Annotated in this window: 16 protein-coding genes and 1 riboswitch; of the genes, 8 read left to right on the forward strand and 8 right to left on the reverse strand. The window is 58.4% G+C overall.

The window, feature by feature from the left end:
- Nucleotides 1–21 precede the first annotated feature (21 nt).
- Nucleotides 22–1,044, forward strand: coding sequence for a tRNA (adenosine(37)-N6)-threonylcarbamoyltransferase complex transferase subunit TsaD (gene tsaD, locus ACA373_RS12850; RefSeq protein ID WP_301250647.1), 1,023 nt, complete (start codon nucleotides 22–24; stop codon nucleotides 1,042–1,044).
- A 45-nt stretch (nucleotides 1,045–1,089) separates the two neighbouring features.
- On the opposite strand, the gene ACA373_RS12855 is transcribed toward tsaD, so the two are convergent.
- Nucleotides 1,090–1,377 carry a hypothetical protein gene (locus tag ACA373_RS12855; protein ID WP_253458186.1) on the reverse strand — a complete coding sequence of 96 codons (288 nt, stop codon included), beginning with the start codon at nucleotides 1,375–1,377 and terminating at the stop codon, nucleotides 1,090–1,092.
- A 117-nt stretch (nucleotides 1,378–1,494) separates the two neighbouring features.
- Nucleotides 1,495–2,091: a glycerol-3-phosphate 1-O-acyltransferase PlsY gene (gene plsY / locus ACA373_RS12860; RefSeq protein WP_253458189.1), complete on the reverse strand. Its 597-nt coding sequence runs from the start codon at nucleotides 2,089–2,091 to the stop codon at nucleotides 1,495–1,497.
- 107 nt (nucleotides 2,092–2,198) lie between these two features.
- Between plsY and folB the strand changes: the two genes are divergently transcribed.
- Together folB and bacA are read left to right on the forward strand one after the other, a co-directional pair.
- Entirely contained in the window at nucleotides 2,199–2,558 is a 360-nt protein-coding gene (folB, locus tag ACA373_RS12865; RefSeq protein ID WP_253458192.1) for a bifunctional dihydroneopterin aldolase/7,8-dihydroneopterin epimerase, read from the forward strand.
- A gap of 144 nt (nucleotides 2,559–2,702) precedes the next feature.
- The gene (bacA, locus tag ACA373_RS12870; RefSeq protein WP_125287192.1) at nucleotides 2,703–3,521 is read left to right on the forward strand and encodes an undecaprenyl-diphosphate phosphatase; all 819 of its coding nucleotides are present in this window, start codon (nucleotides 2,703–2,705) and stop codon (nucleotides 3,519–3,521) included.
- A gap of 33 nt (nucleotides 3,522–3,554) precedes the next feature.
- Here bacA and ACA373_RS12875 read toward each other — a convergent pair whose 3' ends face one another.
- The gene (locus tag ACA373_RS12875; protein ID WP_253458195.1) at nucleotides 3,555–4,781 is read right to left on the reverse strand and encodes a multifunctional CCA addition/repair protein; all 1,227 of its coding nucleotides are present in this window, start codon (nucleotides 4,779–4,781) and stop codon (nucleotides 3,555–3,557) included.
- A 125-nt stretch (nucleotides 4,782–4,906) separates the two neighbouring features.
- Nucleotides 4,907–5,527, reverse strand: a complete 621-nt coding sequence (locus ACA373_RS12880; protein ID WP_253458197.1) for a TIGR04211 family SH3 domain-containing protein — start codon at nucleotides 5,525–5,527, stop codon at nucleotides 4,907–4,909.
- A gap of 267 nt (nucleotides 5,528–5,794) precedes the next feature.
- Here ACA373_RS12880 and ACA373_RS12885 point away from each other — a divergent pair, with 267 nt between their 5' ends.
- The 3 genes from ACA373_RS12885 to hldE all read left to right on the forward strand — a co-directional run bounded on the left by ACA373_RS12885 (nucleotide 5,795) and on the right by hldE (nucleotide 11,453).
- Nucleotides 5,795–7,096 carry an inorganic triphosphatase gene (locus tag ACA373_RS12885; RefSeq protein ID WP_370734615.1) on the forward strand — a complete coding sequence of 434 codons (1,302 nt, stop codon included), beginning with the start codon at nucleotides 5,795–5,797 and terminating at the stop codon, nucleotides 7,094–7,096.
- 28 nt (nucleotides 7,097–7,124) lie between these two features.
- Nucleotides 7,125–9,941 (forward strand): bifunctional [glutamate--ammonia ligase]-adenylyl-L-tyrosine phosphorylase/[glutamate--ammonia-ligase] adenylyltransferase, encoded by a 2,817-nt coding sequence (glnE, locus tag ACA373_RS12890; RefSeq protein WP_253458201.1) that lies wholly within the window; start codon nucleotides 7,125–7,127, stop codon nucleotides 9,939–9,941.
- A gap of 84 nt (nucleotides 9,942–10,025) precedes the next feature.
- A complete protein-coding gene (gene hldE / locus ACA373_RS12895) occupies nucleotides 10,026–11,453 on the forward strand; it encodes a bifunctional D-glycero-beta-D-manno-heptose-7-phosphate kinase/D-glycero-beta-D-manno-heptose 1-phosphate adenylyltransferase HldE (RefSeq protein ID WP_253458203.1) in 1,428 nt (475 codons plus the stop codon).
- An 89-nt stretch (nucleotides 11,454–11,542) separates the two neighbouring features.
- Here the strand turns inward: hldE and ACA373_RS12900 are convergent, their stop codons facing one another.
- Nucleotides 11,543–11,842, reverse strand: coding sequence for an accessory factor UbiK family protein (locus ACA373_RS12900; RefSeq protein ID WP_253458205.1), 300 nt, complete (start codon nucleotides 11,840–11,842; stop codon nucleotides 11,543–11,545).
- 147 nt (nucleotides 11,843–11,989) lie between these two features.
- A riboswitch (FMN riboswitch) is annotated at nucleotides 11,990–12,142 on the forward strand.
- A gap of 107 nt (nucleotides 12,143–12,249) precedes the next feature.
- Between ACA373_RS12900 and ribB the strand changes: the two genes are divergently transcribed.
- Complete coding sequence (gene ribB, locus ACA373_RS12905) at nucleotides 12,250–12,906, forward strand: 3,4-dihydroxy-2-butanone-4-phosphate synthase (protein ID WP_253458206.1); 657 nt, start codon at nucleotides 12,250–12,252, stop codon at nucleotides 12,904–12,906.
- 205 nt (nucleotides 12,907–13,111) lie between these two features.
- On the opposite strand, the gene zupT is transcribed toward ribB, so the two are convergent.
- Nucleotides 13,112–13,876: a zinc transporter ZupT gene (gene zupT / locus ACA373_RS12910; RefSeq protein WP_253458209.1), complete on the reverse strand. Its 765-nt coding sequence runs from the start codon at nucleotides 13,874–13,876 to the stop codon at nucleotides 13,112–13,114.
- Between the two features lie 191 nt (nucleotides 13,877–14,067).
- Between zupT and ygiD the strand changes: the two genes are divergently transcribed.
- Complete coding sequence (gene ygiD / locus ACA373_RS12915) at nucleotides 14,068–14,850, forward strand: 4,5-DOPA dioxygenase extradiol (protein WP_253458212.1); 783 nt, start codon at nucleotides 14,068–14,070, stop codon at nucleotides 14,848–14,850.
- A gap of 13 nt (nucleotides 14,851–14,863) precedes the next feature.
- Here ygiD and ACA373_RS12920 read toward each other — a convergent pair whose 3' ends face one another.
- Nucleotides 14,864–16,024, reverse strand: a complete 1,161-nt coding sequence (locus ACA373_RS12920; RefSeq protein WP_253458217.1) for a glutathionylspermidine synthase family protein — start codon at nucleotides 16,022–16,024, stop codon at nucleotides 14,864–14,866.
- Nucleotides 16,025–16,026: 2 nt separating this feature from the next.
- Nucleotides 16,027–16,695: a DUF1190 family protein gene (locus ACA373_RS12925; RefSeq protein ID WP_253458220.1), complete on the reverse strand. Its 669-nt coding sequence runs from the start codon at nucleotides 16,693–16,695 to the stop codon at nucleotides 16,027–16,029.
- Between the last annotated feature and the right edge of the window lie 46 nt (nucleotides 16,696–16,741).

Raw genomic sequence — 16,741 nt, forward strand, 5'->3', positions numbered from 1 at the left:
CGCAAGAATGAGGTAAATGCCATGCGTGTGCTCGGAATAGAAACTTCCTGCGATGAAACCGGTATCGCGATTTACGACGATAATGCCGGATTGCTCGCTAACCAACTTTACAGCCAGGTCAAACTGCACGCCGACTACGGCGGCGTGGTGCCGGAACTGGCTTCGCGCGATCACGTGCGTAAAACCGTGCCTTTAATTCAGGCTGCCCTAAAAGAGGCGGGCCTGCAGGCGCAAGATATAGATGCCGTAGCCTATACCGCAGGGCCTGGCCTTGTTGGCGCGCTGCTGGTCGGGGCCACCATCGGTCGTTCGCTGGCTTTTGCCTGGAACGTGCCGGCGGTGCCGGTACACCACATGGAAGGGCATTTGCTGGCGCCGATGCTGGAAGACAATCCGCCTGCGTTTCCCTTTGTCGCGCTGCTGGTTTCCGGCGGTCATACGCAGCTGATTAGCGTCACCGGCATCGGTGAATACCAGCTGCTTGGCGAATCCGTGGATGATGCGGCCGGCGAAGCCTTCGATAAAACGGCCAAGCTGCTGGGTCTGGACTATCCGGGCGGGCCGATGCTGTCGAAAATGGCGCAGCAGGGCGTGGAAAAGCGCTTTATCTTTCCGCGTCCTATGACCGACAGGCCTGGGCTGGATTTCAGCTTTTCCGGTTTGAAAACATTCGCAGCGAATACCATTCGTGAAAACGCCGGTGACGATCAGACGCGCGCGGACGTGGCTCGTGCCTTTGAAGATGCCGTTGTCGATACGCTGATCATCAAATGCAAACGCGCGCTGGAGCAAACCGGCTTTACGCGGCTGGTGATTGCAGGCGGCGTCAGCGCTAACCGTACGCTGCGGGCAAGAATGGCCGACGTGATGCGAGCGCGGGGCGGAGAGGTGTTTTACGCCAGGCCGGAGTTCTGCACCGATAACGGCGCGATGATCGCCTATGCGGGGATGGTCAGACTTAAGGGCGGAACAAGCAGCGATCTGAGCGTTAGCGTCCGTCCGCGCTGGCCGCTGTCGGAGCTTTCACCGCTGGAAAGCCGCTGAGATAAAAGCGCCATTGCTCATGGCAATGGCGCGGTCTGTTAGAGACTAGTTGCCCAGCAGGCCATTCAGCCAGCCGCCGATCAGCGGAATACCGGCGATAAGGCTTTCGATCATACCGCCAGCCTGACTACCCAACGTTGAACCGATATCTTTGCCCAAATCGGGATAGAAAGAGCCTATGCTGACCTTACCGATTAGCGGCAGCTCCACGCCTGTATTAGCGACCAGACCGTACAGGCCGTTGCCGACATAGCTACCTATGCTGCTCAGCGCTTCCTGAATATAGCCAGCGCCGCTGACCTGCATCACTTCATGCTGTGTTAATTCTTTCATCACGTTTCCTTGTAATAAAAAATAAACCCGCATCTTATGTGCGGGTTAACGATTTTATTGGATTAACGCGAAGGCCGCAAACCTGTTTTTTTAGAATTAACAGGGTCTTAAATGAATTTATTTGCGCTTTTTCTTCCAGATTTTAGTTTCCTGGCCGCGCCAAAGGCGCTGGATATTGTCGTGATGGCGCAACAACACCAGACAGGAAAGCATCGCTACCGGAAAAGTCAGCTGCGGTTTAAACCACCAGACGTAAAACGGCGCGATCAGCGCGCTGATAATGGCGCCTAACGACGAATAGCCGCTCAACAGAACGGTCAGCAGCCAGGTGCCGGTCATCAGGCCGGTGAGATCCCAGCCGATCGGCGCGATGGCGCCAAACGCCGTCGCCACGCCTTTACCGCCTTTAAACTGGAAAAAGATCGGATAGATATGACCCAGACAGGCCGCGATAGCGATCAGGCCAAGCCAGAAGGGCGAGAGCCCGAAATGATAAGCCAGCCAGACCGGCAGCATACCTTTCAGGATATCAAACAGCAGGACGAGCAGCGCAGGCGCTTTACCGCCGAGACGCAACACGTTAGTGGCACCGGGATTGCCGGATCCATTCTGTCGCGGGTCGGGTAATCTGAACAGTCGGCATACCAGGATTGCGCTGGAAATAGAACCGCACAGATACGCGAAAATAATCATACCGGGCGCGAATATGCTCATAACACCGTTCCGTCTTCAGGGGGTCGTTTTGTTCTCGTCATCCGTGGATAATACGCATAATCCGTCGGAAGTGGTATCCGGCAACCGCAAAAACAGAGACTCGCATCATGGATATTGTATTTATTGAACAGCTGTCGGTTATCACGACTATTGGCGTTTACGACTGGGAACAGACGATTTCGCAGAAGCTGGTGTTCGATGTCGAAATGGCCTGGGATAACCGCGTCGCGGCGGCCAGCGACGACGTCAACGACTGCCTGAGCTATGCGGACGTTTCCGAAGCGATTATTAACCATGTCGCAGGCGGCCGCTTCGCGCTGGTCGAGCGCGTGGCAGAAGAGGTTGCCACCCTGCTGCTGACGCGTTTCGGGTCGCCGTGGGTGCGGATCAAACTGAGCAAGCCGGGCGCGGTAGCGCAGGCGCTTCAGGTTGGCGTAATCATCGAACGAGGGACTATTCCGAAATAAGCGCAATGTGATTGCCATCACGATGAAACCAAACCACATTATGGGCTGTCTGAGGATTGGCCCGCCTTTCTGCGGGCACAATTTTGGCGGTGGCGTACAGCGACCGCCTTTTTAATGGCTTTGATACGGATAGGGGTAGATTTGATGGCAGATATTCATCAGCTATGGGTGGCAGCAATCCTTGGGATTGTTGAGGGGTTAACGGAGTTTCTCCCCGTCTCTTCCACCGGGCACATGATCATTGTCGGTCATCTGTTGGGCTTTGAAGGTGATAAAGCCGATACGTTTGAAGTAGTTATTCAGCTGGGATCGATCCTGGCGGTGGTAGTGATGTTCTGGCGTCGTCTGTTTGGCCTGATTGGCATCCACTTTGGCAAAGTGCCGCACGAAGGCACAGGCAAAGGGCATCTGACGCTGATCCACATCCTGCTGGGTATGGTGCCGGCCGTGGTGATTGGCCTGATTTTTCACGATAAAATTAAAACGCTTTTCAATCCCATTAACGTGATGTACGCGCTGGTTGTCGGCGGCGTTCTGCTGCTGGCGGCGGAATATCTCAAACCCAAACAGCCTAAAGCCGTAGGGATTGACGATATGACTTACCGTCAGGCCTTTATGATTGGCTGTTTCCAGTGTCTGGCGCTGTGGCCGGGCTTTTCTCGCTCCGGCGCGACCATTTCCGGCGGCATGCTGATGGGCGTGAGTCGTTATGCGGCCTCCGAGTTCTCATTCCTTCTGGCTGTGCCGATGATGATGGGCGCGACGGTGCTGGATCTGTATAAGAGCCTGGGCTTCCTGACGATGGCCGATATGCCGATGTTCGCCGTAGGTTTCCTCACGGCCTTCGTGGTGGCGCTGATTGCTATCAAGGTCTTCCTGAAGCTGATCCAGCGTATCTCCTTCGTTCCTTTCGCTATCTACCGCTTTATTGTGGCCGCTGCGGTCTACATGATTTTCGTCTAGTCAAAAAAAGCCGGACGTTTGTCCGGCTTCTTTTTAAAGCGGCTCTGCCCGCCAGGCTGCCAGTGCGGCAATACGCCTTCGCGTTAGCTCTTCCCTGACCTCCACGCCTTTGTAACCCGCCGCGACCACGTCTTTGGTCGACACGTTCTGCACAATCTCAAACGCCTTGCGCAGATAGTCGCCCTGCGGGTAAGCATTGTTCTCAAATCCGGTGCGGCCGCGCGCGTCCGCTTCGCTGGTCAGCGCAATTTGCTCCACGCGATGGGGCTTGCGCCAGGCGTCAATGCGATCGAAGAGGGCGACCAGCGTTTCCGGACTTTGCCGCTCGACGGTATGCACTAAATCGTGAAATTCCGTCACCAGCAGCGCCAGATCGCGAATGGCGTTCGGCACGCGTAGGCGCTGGCAAAGCTGCTCCACCAGCGGCACGCCCGCCGGGCCGTGACCATGATGGCTCGGCCATTTTTCCGGCGGCGTCAGCGCTTTGCCGACGTCATGAAACAGCGTGGCGAAACGCACGTCTACTTCATCGCTCAGCTCAGCGGCAATCGCCAGCGTCATCAGCGTATGCACGCCGGTATCGATTTCCGGATGCCATTTGGCCGGTGCCGGCACGCCGTAAAGATTGTCCAGCTCGGGAAAAAGCACGGCGAGGGCGCCGCAGTCGCGCAGCACCTGAAAATAGACCTGAGGCGTGCGGGTTTCCAGCGCCTTTTCGGTCTCTTTCCAGACGCGCTCGGGCGTCAGCGCGCTCAGTTCGCCGCTTTCCGCCATCGAGCGCATCAACGCCAGCGTTTCCCCGGCAATCACGAAACCAAGGTGAGCAAAACGCGCGGCAAAGCGCGCCACGCGCAGCACGCGCAGCGGATCTTCGTTAAAGGCGGCGGAAACATGGCGTAGCTGACGCTGTTCGATATCGGCACGGCCATTGTAGGGATCGTAATAGCGGCCCTCGTCATCCTGAGCGATGGCGTTAATAGTCAGATCGCGGCGCTGCAAATCCTGCTCCAGCGTCACGTCTGGCGCGGCATAGCAGACAAAACCGGTATAGCCGCTGCCGTTTTTGCGCTCGGTGCGCGCCAGCGCGTATTCCTGCTGCGTGTCAGGATGCAGGAACACGGGAAAATCACGGCCGACCTGCTGAAAGCCGAGCGCCAGCATCTCGGCAGGCGAAGCGCCTACCACCACCCAATCTTTGTCTTTGACCGGCAAATTTAACAGGGCATCGCGTACCGCGCCACCGACAAGATAACTCTTCACTACAGGCTCCCGAACTAAATTTTTCTGGCATCATACGTGAAGTGTAGAAGCTCTCCTACCGTTGTGAAGCGCCTGGCCGGTGGACAAAAAGAGGAGAAGGGCACCGAAAGATGCCCGAAAAAGCGTCAGCTCATCCAGCGATCTTTTTTCTTGCGGCTGGGGATCATATGCGGCAAAAGCAGGCCCAGCAGGAGACCGACACCGGCTACGCCGCCGCCATACATAAACCACTGCATAATGATGGTGCGCTGCTTGTCATCAAGCTGCACGTTAGCGGCGCTGACTTTTTTCTGCGCCACGATTAGCTCGTTTTTCAGTTTCTGATTTTCCGCTTTCAGGCCGTTGATCACGTCATCACTGCCCGCGACTTTCTTCTGCATTTCCGCCGTGCGCTGATTCCAGCTGCCGTCGATATTGGCCAGCTTATCGGTCAAATCCTTTACCTGCTGTTCCAGCTGTGGAACGCGAGTGCGTAGGCTTGGCTGCTGACTCAGCTGCGCCAGCGGGATCCATGACGTCCGGCCGTTAGCATCCCGGATCTGGGCATAATGCGTATCATTGTTGGTCTGTACCAGCGCTACTTCTTCCCCCGCGTTCAGCGTGCCCGTCAGGCGGTAGCTGTCGCTGGGGCCGCTGCGTACCCAGGTGGAAAGTTCGTCTGAAATATAGCGCTTCTCTTCGGCATGAAGCGAGGCGGCAACGCTGAAAGTCAGTAAAGTGAGGCCAAGTAAATGCGTTTTTTTCATTCGGTATCTTTTTTGTGAGTGCGGAAAAAAAGTAATGGCACAGTCTGGAGATGGCTCGCATAAAGCTGAATGAGAACTATCCTGGACTCGACCTGACGCGCAAAGCGCCAGGAAAAGCGGGACAACCAGGGCGATTGTGCATTACTCTTTTCGTCATCTCTGGCTTGCCCGTTACCCGCGGTTTTCGACTTCGCACTGCATAAAAGCCGAGGCCGCAAGGTATAATCTGGCCTTTGTTGACCGTGCCGCTAATCTGATTAAGAAAATATGACCATAGAAATTGAATTAAAGTTCATTACCACGCCTGAAGGCGCCGAAAAGCTGCCGGCTCGTCTCGCTGCCTGGCCAAACGTGCACAGCGCGCCGCAGAAACTGACCAACATCTATTTTGAAACGCCGGATCGCCAGCTGCGCCGCTGGGATATGGGGCTGCGTATTCGCGGCTTTGGCGACAGCTATGAAATGACGCTGAAAACGGCGGGGAAAACCGTCGGCGGTCTGCATCAGCGCCCGGAATACAATATAGCGTTGGAAAAGCCCGAGCTGGCCATCGCGCAGCTGCCGGCGGAAATCTGGCCGCAGGACTGTGATGTAGCGGCGTTACAGGCGCAGCTGCAGCCGCTGTTCAGCACCCACTTCGTACGGGAAAAGTGGGTGGTTACTTACCTGAACAGCGAGATTGAAGTGGCTTTTGACTACGGCGAAGTGCAGGCGGGCGAGCTAAGCGAGCCGCTGAACGAAATCGAGCTGGAGCTGAAAACCGGCGAGCGTGCCGACCTGATGGCTTTTGCGGCTGAACTGGCGGACATGGGCGGACTGCGTTTGGGCAGCCTGAGCAAAGCCGCGCGCGGTTACGGCCTGGCGCAGCGTCAGAGCCAGCGCGAGCTGCGCCCGTTGCCGATCCTGAAAGTGAAGCCGAAAGCCACGGTTGAAGAGGGGATGCTGGGCGCTTTTACGCTGGCGCTAAGTCAGTGGCAGTATCATGAAGAGCTGTGGCTACGCGGCACCCCGTCTGCGCTGCGTGGCATTAACGAAGCACTGGAAACGCTGCGTCAGGCTTTTGCTCTGTTCGGCACGCTGGTGCCGCGTAAGGCCAGCAGCGAACTGCGCCAAAAGCTGAACGAGCTGGAAGAGGCGCTGGCGGAGCAAAAGCCGCAGCCGTCGCTCTGCTTTACGCCGCTCTGGCTACAAACCCAGTTGGCGCTTACTAACTGGATAGCAAGCGAAGGCTGGCGTCCGTTTATCGACAGCAAAACCGACAGCAAGCTGCAAGGCTCCTTCAAGCGCTTCTGCGACATCATGCTGGGCCGCGTCTCTGCCGACCTGAAAGAGACGTTTGCCCACGTGCGTCAGACCAATGAATATCAGGACAAGCTGACCCGTTTGCAGCGTCAACTGCTCGCCGCGCGTCTGCTGGCCGGCGCCTATGACGAAACAGCCGTGGCGGCCTGGCTGGGCGCATGGGAACAGCTGGCCCACGCGATTAAAACGCATCAGGAAGCCTGGCTGGAGTCGTATCGCCATCAGGCGCTGAAGCAGTCGGTTTTCTGGAAAAACGGCGGCGCCTGATTTCGACCGCCCTCACAGGGAGTTACCTATGTCGCCTTTAACTTTACCGCCTCTGCCGCCGCTGCTTGCCGCGCTACCGGTTACCGCTGACGATCCCGCGCTGCGTGCCGCTATGGCCTTCAGCGATTTCATCAGCGAAAACCTGACGCGCTATCCTGAATGGCAGCAGGAACTGCAGCAAAGGGCGCCGGAGCCGGAAGAGTGGCGACATTATGCCGACTGGCTGGCGGAAGAAATGGCGCAGGTCGCGGACGAAGCCGCGCTTATGCGCGAGCTACGCCTGTTTCGTCGCCATATGCTGACGCGTATCGCCTGGATGCAGGCGCTGTCGCTCAGCAGCACGCAGGCAACGTTACGGCAGCTGAGCGTGCTGGCGGAAACGCTGATCGTGGCGGCGCGCGACTGGCTGTGGCAGGCCTGCTGCCGCGAGCTGGGCACGCCGGTTAACGCGCAGGGCGAGCCGCAGCCGCTGCTGATCCTGGGGATGGGCAAGCTCGGCGGTGGCGAGCTGAACTTCTCTTCGGATATCGATTTAATCTTTACCTGGCCGGAAAACGGCGTCACCCAGGGCGGGCGCCGCGAGCTGGATAACGCGCAGTTTTTTACTCGTCTGGGCCAGCGGCTGATCAAAGTGCTCGATCAGCCGACCATCGACGGCTTCGTTTATCGGGTAGATATGCGCCTGCGTCCTTTTGGCGACAGCGGCCCGCTGGTGCTGAGCTTTGCCGCGCTGGAGGATTACTATCAGGAGCAGGGACGCGACTGGGAGCGCTACGCGATGGTGAAAGCGCGGCTGATGGGCGGCGCGGACGATCGCTGGAGCCAGGAGCTGGAGCAGATGCTGCGGCCCTTTGTCTATCGCCGCTATATCGATTTCAGCGTGATCCAGTCGCTGCGCAATATGAAAAGCATGATTGCCAGGGAAGTGCGTCGGCGCGGGCTGAAAGACAATATCAAGCTGGGCGCGGGCGGCATCCGCGAAACGGAATTTATCGTGCAGGTTTTTCAGCTGATCCGTGGCGGACGTGAGCGCTCGCTACAGCTGCGGGCCTTTTTACCCACGCTTCAGGCCATCAGCGATCTGCATCTGCTGCCCGCAGAGCAGGCGCTACGGCTACAGGAAGCGTATCTGTTTTTACGCCGCCTGGAGAATCTGCTGCAAAGCATCAATGACGAACAGACGCAAACGCTGCCCTCGGACGATCTTAATCGTGCGCGGCTGGCGTGGGCGATGGGCACCACGGGCTGGGCGGAGATGTACGGCCAGCTGGAACAGCATATGGCCGCCGTACGCGCTATTTTCGACGAGCTAATCGGCGATGACGCGCCGGAGGCGGGCGACAGCAAAGACACGGACGACTATGGCATCCTGTGGCAGGATCGCCTGGAGGAACCGGAGCTGGCGGCGCTGGTGCCTCATCTTACCGCCGAAGCGCAGCAGCGGCTGCTGCGCGCGATCGGCGATTTTCGCCAGGACGTGGATAAACGTACCATTGGCCCGCGCGGACGCCAGGCGCTGGATCTGCTGATGCCGGGCCTGCTGGCCGAGGTTTGCCCGCGTGAAGATGCCGACGTCACGCTCGGTCGTCTGACGCCGCTGCTGCTGGGCATAGTGACGCGCACTACCTACCTGGAGCTGCTGACGGAATATCCGGGCGCGCTTAAGCATCTGATCCGGCTCTGTGCGGCCTCGCCGATGGTGGCCGATCAGCTGGCGCGTTATCCGCTGCTGCTGGACGAGCTGCTGGATCCCGCCACGCTTTACCAGCCCACGGCCACGGATGCCTATCGCGACGAGCTGCGGCAGTATCTGTTGCGCATCCCGGAAGAGGACGAAGAGCAGCAGCTGGAAGCGCTGCGTCAGTTCAAGCAGGCGCAGCATTTGCGCATTGCCGCGGCCGATATTGCGGGCACGCTGCCGGTTATGAAGGTCAGCGATCATCTTACCTGGCTGGCGGAGGCCATTGTGGAGCAGGTGGTGCAGCAGGCCTGGCAGATGATGGTGCAGCGCTACGGGCGGCCTTCGCACCTTAACGAGCCGCAGGCGCGCGGCTTCGCGGTCATCGGCTACGGCAAGCTGGGCGGCTGGGAGCTGGGCTACAGTTCGGATCTTGACCTGGTGTTCCTGCACGACTGTCCGGCAGAAGCGGTGACGGACGGCGAGCGCAGCATTGATGGCCGCCAGTTTTATCTGCGGCTTGCGCAGCGCATCATGCACCTGTTCAGCACCCGCACGTCGTCCGGCATTTTATACGAGGTGGACGCCAGGCTGCGTCCTTCCGGCGCGGCGGGCATGCTGGTCAGCACCTTCGCGGCTTTTGATGATTATCAGCGTCATGAAGCCTGGACCTGGGAACATCAGGCGCTGGTACGGGCGCGCATCGTTTTTGGCGACGCGGCGTTAAGCCAGCGCTTTACCGGGATCCGCCGGGGCATTCTGTGTTTACCGCGCGAGCCGGAAAAGCTGAAAACGGAAGTCCGGGAAATGCGCGAGAAGATGCGCGCGCATCTGGGCAACCGACAAAAAGGGCGTTGGGATATCAAAGCGGATCGCGGCGGCATTACCGATATTGAATTCATTACGCAATATCTGGTCTTACGCTATGCCGCGACGGAGCCAGAGCTGACGAGCTGGTCGGATAACGTACGCATCCTGGCGCTGTTGGCGCGCCACGACAGAATGAGCGAGGAAGAGGCGCATTCGCTGACCCACGCTTACGTTACGCTGCGTAACGAGCTGCACAGGCTGGCGCTCCAGGCTTTACCGGGCCAGCTTGCGCCGGAGGCGTTCAGCGCGGAGCAATCCGTGGTCAACGCCAGCTGGCAGCGCTGGCTGGAGGCGTGATCGTGGCGCAATGGGCGCAATTGACGGCATGTGCTATCATCGCGCGCACTATTTTTTGACTGACTGCAGCCTGGAGTATCTGGAATGAAAATGACGCTGCCCGATTTTAACCGTGCGGGTGTTCTGGTTGTTGGCGACGTGATGCTGGATCGCTACTGGTATGGCCCAACCAGCCGTATTTCCCCTGAAGCGCCGGTGCCGGTGGTTAAGGTGGACAACGTGGAGGAGCGTCCCGGCGGGGCGGCCAACGTGGCGATGAATATCGCTTCGCTCGGCGCCAGTTCCCGTCTGGTCGGCCTGACTGGCGTGGATGATGCGGCGCGCGCGCTGAACGACGCGCTCACCGGCGTTAACGTGCAGTGTGATTTTGTTACCGTCGCCACGCATCCTACCATCACCAAGCTGCGCGTGCTGTCGCGCAACCAGCAGCTGATCCGTCTGGATTTTGAAGAAGGTTTTGGGGGGATCGACGTTGAGCCGCTGCATCAGCGGATCCGCGAGGCGCTGCCGTCCGCAGGCGCGCTGGTGCTTTCCGATTACGCCAAAGGCGCGCTGGACAGCGTGGAAAGCATTATTGCCATCGCCCGCGAGGCGAAGGTACCGGTGCTGGTCGATCCGAAAGGGACCGATTTCGAGCGCTATCGCGGTGCGACCATCCTGACGCCAAACCTTTCCGAATTTGAAGCCGTCGTCGGCAAGTGCAAAGACGAAGCGGAGATTGTCGAGCGCGGCATGGCGCTGATGCAGCAGTTCGAGCTGTCGGCGCTGCTGGTGACGCGTTCTGAAAACGGCATGACGCTGTTGCAGCCGGGCAAAGAGCCGGTGCATCTGCCAACCCAGGCGCAGGAAGTCTATGACGTGACCGGCGCGGGCGATACGGTGATCGGCGTACTGGCCGCCGCGCTGGCCGCAGGCAATACACTGGAAGAGAGCTGCTTCCTGGCTAACGCCGCCGCAGGCGTGGTGGTGGGCAAGCTGGGAACATCAACGGTTTCGCCAGTCGAGCTGGAAAACGCCATTCGCGCACGGCCCGAGGCCGGTTTCGGCGTGATGAGCGAGGCGCAGCTGAAAGAGGCGGTGGCGCTGGCGCGTCGTCGCGGCGAGAAAGTGGTGATGACCAACGGCTGCTTCGATATTCTTCATGCCGGCCACGTCTCCTATCTGGCCAACGCGCGCAAGCTGGGCGATCGCCTGATCGTCGCGGTCAACAGCGATGCATCCACTAAACGGCTGAAAGGCGAGAGTCGTCCGGTCAATCCGCTGGAAAACCGGATGATCGTGCTGGGCGCGCTGGAAGCGGTCGACTGGGTGGTGGCCTTTGAAGAAGATACGCCGCAGCGGGTTATTGCCGATATCCTGCCTGATCTGCTGGTAAAAGGCGGCGATTACAAGCCGGAAGAGATTGCGGGCAGCAAAGAGGTGTGGGCAAACGGCGGCGAAGTGCGCGTGCTGAACTTTGAAGATGGGATCTCCACCAGCAATATCATCAAGGCCATTCAGGCGAAAAGCTGATGAGGACGCGGGCAAAAAAGGCCCGCCCTTAAACGACAAAAGGCGCCGGTTGAACACGGCGCCTTTTTTAAACGGTTTCGCCTTCGGCGTTACTGCATATCTTCCGTTTTCAGCACTTCTTTCGGCATATCCGCTTTCGGCGCATCCACGCCACGGCTTTCCAGCTCGGCGATACGGGCTTCCAGCGCGGCCAGCTTTTCACGGGTACGCAGCAGCACCTGCGTCTGCACGTCAAATTCTTCGCGGTTAACCAGGTCCAGACGGGTCAGCTGTGACTGCAGGGTCTGGCGGATTTTCTTTTCGACATCATCGCCAAACTCACGGATCCCTTTTGGCATAGAGTCATGAACCTGACGAGCAAGTTGTTCAATTTTTTTCGGGTCAATCATGGCGGCTTCCTGATAGCGGCAAAGTTTCGTTAAGTGTAATGCCATAACCACAAAGGTTAAACCCAAAAACGTGAAAGCGGCAAAATGGCTAACGATTTGCTTATTTTGTTCGTTGCCCTGCTTTTTTTTCGGCGCTATAGTAATCAGGCTTATTCTCAGGGCGGGGCGAAATTCCCCACCGGCGGTAAATCGGCTACGGCTGAAAGCCCGCGAGCGCTTCAGATCTTCCTGGTCTGAAGGTCAGCAGATCCGGTGTAATTCCGGGGCCGACGGTTAAAGTCCGGATGGGAGAGAGTAACGTATCCTGTCGGGTCTACGCCCGCCACGCCGTTATTTTTTGTCGCTGCAAGACACTCCTAAGCTCGCCCTGGTTCTGGTAACCCATATTACACAAAGGATTATTTACCATGAATCAGACGCTTCTTTCTGAATTTGGCACGCCTGAACAGCGTGTGGAACGCGCTATCGACGCGCTGCGCAATGGCCGTGGCGTCATGGTGCTGGATGATGAAGATCGTGAAAACGAAGGCGATATGATTTTCGCCGCAGAAACCATGACCGTCGAACAAATGGCGCTGACCATTCGTCACGGCAGCGGCATTGTCTGCCTGTGCCTGAACGAAGAACGTCTCCGCCAGCTGGAACTGCCGATGATGGTAGAGAACAACACCAGCTCTTTTGGCACCGGCTTTACCGTTACCATTGAGGCGGCGAAAGGCGTGACCACCGGTGTTTCCGCTGCGGATCGCATCACCACCATTCGTGCGGCCGTGGCCGATAATGCTAAACCAAGCGATCTGCACCGCCCGGGCCACGTGTTTCCTCTCCGCGCTCGTGAAGGCGGCGTGCTGACGCGCGGCGGCCATACCGAAGCCTCTATTGATTTAGTGACGCTGGCCGGTTTCAAACCTGCAGGCGTACTGTGCGAGCTGACCAACGACGACGGCACGATGGCCCATGCGCCTGAAGCCATCGCCTTTGCGAAACAGCACGCGATGCCGGTGGTGACCATTGAAGATCTGGTCGCTTACCGCCGCAGCCGTGAAACGCGTCAGGCAAGCTAAGCGCATTGCCGCGCTTCTGTACGCATAGCTAACGTCGTGCAGGCGCGCGGCGCGAGAGTTTTCGCGCTGCGGTTTTTTGCGCATCCGCTTCTCCGTTCCACTGGCCTGACAGCGCCCGCCTGGCCCGATAGCGACTGCTTTTGGCATAACTGGCCCAATGGGCGCTGGTTTCCATGTGAGGCAAAATTTGCCTCACCGTTCATCTTTAGCTCAGGCCGGCGCTTTCCAACAGCGTCAGGCTCAGCCCCATTACCGTCATACCGCAGAGTACGCCATAGCTGGGATTCACATCCGGCGCGATATCGCGCGCCAGCGGCATCAGTTCGTCAACGGACAGCGCCACCATGATCCCGGCGACGGCGGCCATAACCGCGCCCATTACCAGCGGTGACAGCCATGGCCCCATCAGCATGAAAGCTATAAGGCCGCCGGCGATCTCCGCCATGCCGGAAATCCCTGCCCAGAACAGCGCCTTCTTTTTCGATCCTGTTGCGGCGTACATCGGCCCGGCGACGGCCAGCCCTTCGGGAATATTATGAATGGCTACCGCCAGCGCAATGCCCATCCCCAGCTCCAGATCGCTGCTGGCGGTCACAAAGGTTGCGATACCTTCCGGGAAATTGTGCAGGCTGATGCCAAGCGTCAGCAGCAGCGCGGTACGACGTAGATTCTGCGGCGATTTACCGCCCATCAGATCCTGGGGATGGTGGTGCGGCAACAGCTTGTCCAGCGCAAAATAACCGAGCAGGCCAACGATAAACATGCCATAGCCCAACAGCGGCGACATTCCCTCCGCCTTCAGCGCGGCGGGCAGCATCTCCATCAGCGAAATCAACAGCATAATACCGGCGGCAAAGCCCAGCGCAAAAGCCAGCGCTCGCGCCGACGGCTTTTGGCCGATAACGCCCAGGAAGGCCCCGATAAAAGTGGCGCCGCCGGCCAGCAGAGTCAGCAGTAAAGGTATGGACACAAACGTCTCTCCTGTTCCCGAAAAAGTATAGCCTTTGCTATACATTAGCAGAGAAAAAGTACGCGTAACGTCAGGAAATGTCATTTCCGATCCATCAAAATTCCTGACGATCTTCATCATGCTTATCCGGCTTTCCCGGCGCTAAAAAGAGCGTAACGTATTCGTTATCGCTTTAATGTCCGGAGAGAGTTATGAAATCACTGATGCCCGCGCTTTTTCTGGGCCACGGCAGCCCGATGAACGTGCTGGAAGAAAATGCCTATACGCAAAGCTGGCGCGAGCTGGGGCAGAACTTGCCGCGTCCGAAGGGAATTATTGCTGTCTCCGCCCATTGGTATACGCGCGGAACGGCGGTGACCGCGATGGAAAAGCCGCGCACCATCCACGATTTTGGCGGTTTCCCGCAGGCGCTGTTTGATACGCGTTACCCTGCGCCCGGTTCGCCTGCGCTGGCGAAAGAAATAGCGGACGCGCTTGCGCCGGTTGAAGTAGTGCAGGATCAGGCGTGGGGGCTGGATCACGGCGCCTGGGGCGTGCTGATAAAAATGTATCCGCAGGCCGATATCCCGGTGGTGCAGCTTAGCGTGGACGGCACCAAACCCGCCGCTTACCACTTTGCGCTGGGCCGCAGGTTGACCGCGCTGCGCGAACGCGGCTATATGATTGTCGCCAGCGGCAACGTGGTGCATAACCTGCGGATGGCAAGCCGGGACGACAGTGCGAAACCGCACGGCTGGGCTGTCTCATTTAATCACTACGTGCGTGAGCATCTGGCGTGGGAAGGGCCAGTGGAAGATCATCCACTGGTTAATTTTATGCAGCATGAGGGCGCGGCGCTTGCTAACCCAACGCCGGAGCATTATCTGCCGCTGCTTTACGTTCTGGGCGCGCGGGAGCCGGGCGAAACCATTTCCGTGCCCGCAGACGGGCTGGAAATGGCAGCAATCAGTATGCTTTCGGTACGGGTAGGATAAGATCCGCCAGAACCTATTCGATAAAGGTATGCGGGTAGAATCGGGAGAGATCCTGGGTGATCAGGTCACGATCTTCGCGCAGGCCAATACCGGCTGGCCGATCGTCAATCAGCCAGCTGCCGATCAGCGTATAGCTGTCGCCAAACTTCGGCAGCGGATGGAACTGCTGCACGATCATGCCTTCTTCGCCATAAGGGCCGTCCACGCGGGCAATCTCTTTGCCGTTTTCCACGATGCGGATGTTAGCGCCTTCGCGTGAAAACAGCGGTTTGACCACATATTTATCCATCGCCGGCACGTTATCTTCTGCAAAATAAGCGGGCAGCAGATTAGGATGATTGGGAAACATTTTCCACAGCATCGGCAGCAGCGCCTTATTGGAAATAATGCTTTTCCACGCCGGCTCCAGCCAGCGCACGCCGGCATCGGCCAGCTTGGTGGAAAACGTCTCGCGCAGCATGAACTCCCAGGGATAAAGCTTGAAAAGGTTGCCGATTACCTGGTCATGCACGTCGGTAAACTGGCCTTTTTCGCCCAGGCCGATTTCGTCGATATAGAGGAACTCGCTTGGCAGCCCTGCCTCCGTCGCGCAATCCTGAAGATACTGCACGGTGCCGCGATCTTCATCCGTATCGCGGCAGCAGGCAAAGTGCAGCCAGCTAAAGCCGTGCTGCTGATGCAGCGCCGCAAAGCGGTCGATCAGCTTCTCCTGCAGGCTGTTGAACTGATCGCTACCGGCCGGCAGATTGCCAGCGCTAAGCTGATCTTCCAGCCAGATCCACTGAAAGAAAGCGGCTTCGTACAAGGAGGTCGGCGTGTCGGCGTTGTTTTCCAGCAGTTTGGCATCCGTCTGCCCATCCCAGGCCAGATCCAGCCGGGAGTAGAGCGAAGGCTGGCTGGTCTTCCACGAGGTGCGAACAAAATCCCAGGTATGTTTCGGGATGCGGAATTTCGCCAGCAGCTCCTCGCTGTTGACCACTTTGTCCACCACCTGCAGGCACATCTGATGCAGCTCGCCGGTTACCGCCTCCAGCTTCTCGATTTGTGCCAGCGTAAACTGATAATAAGCGTCCTCGCACCAGTAAGGCTCGCCGTGCATGGTGTGGAAGCGAAAGCCATATTCGGTGGCTTTTTCACGCCAGTTGGGACGTTCTGCAATCGCCAGACGCTGCACGCTTAACCTCCGAAAGACCGGCTGGAGCCGGACGTTGCGCTGCTGCGCTGCATAGTGGACTGCTTCGCCACGCTTTCGCCAAAGCCGCCGCGCGTCACGGTGCTGGTGGTGGCCGGTTTCGGCGCCAGCGCGGTTTTCGGCACGGTCATGGTGCGGCCCGGCGTCGCGGTGCCAAAGCTTTTTCCGCTGGCGTCAACAAACTGGCCTCTGGCCGGGCTGTTTGGCGAGCGCGAGGTAAACAGCGGCTGCTGGGCAAAGCCTGCGCCCCCGCCCATCAGGCGACCCATCATATAACCGGCCATCAGCGGCATCCAGAAGCTGCCGCTCTGCTGGGATTCGGCGTTGGTGGTGCCGACGCCGGCCTGCGCGGGCGCCTGCTGGCACTGGCCTTCGCCGAACTCCGCCACGCAGTCTTCACGAGTCGCGTATTTCGGCGCGGTTTTTTCCGCCTCTTTTTTGGCGTTGTTGTAGGCCGTGGTGCACTGTTCGCTTTTGCCAGGATTGGCGCTGGAGCAGTCGTCCGCATTTTGATAAAGCGAGACGGTTTCGTCCGATTGTTCGCAACCGGCCAGCATAAATACGGCGGTTACCGCCAGCGCTACCGGAGTGAGGTGGCGTGCGCTCCAGCTTTTGCGAAAGGAGGCATGATTAATTTTTTTTGTCCGTTTCATGACATTCTGTCCTGAGCCCAAAGGTAATGCTTAGAATAGGGGAACG

The organism is Erwinia sp. STN24 (genome assembly GCF_041320675.1).
Lineage (GTDB): Bacteria > Pseudomonadota > Gammaproteobacteria > Enterobacterales > Enterobacteriaceae > Erwinia > Erwinia aeris.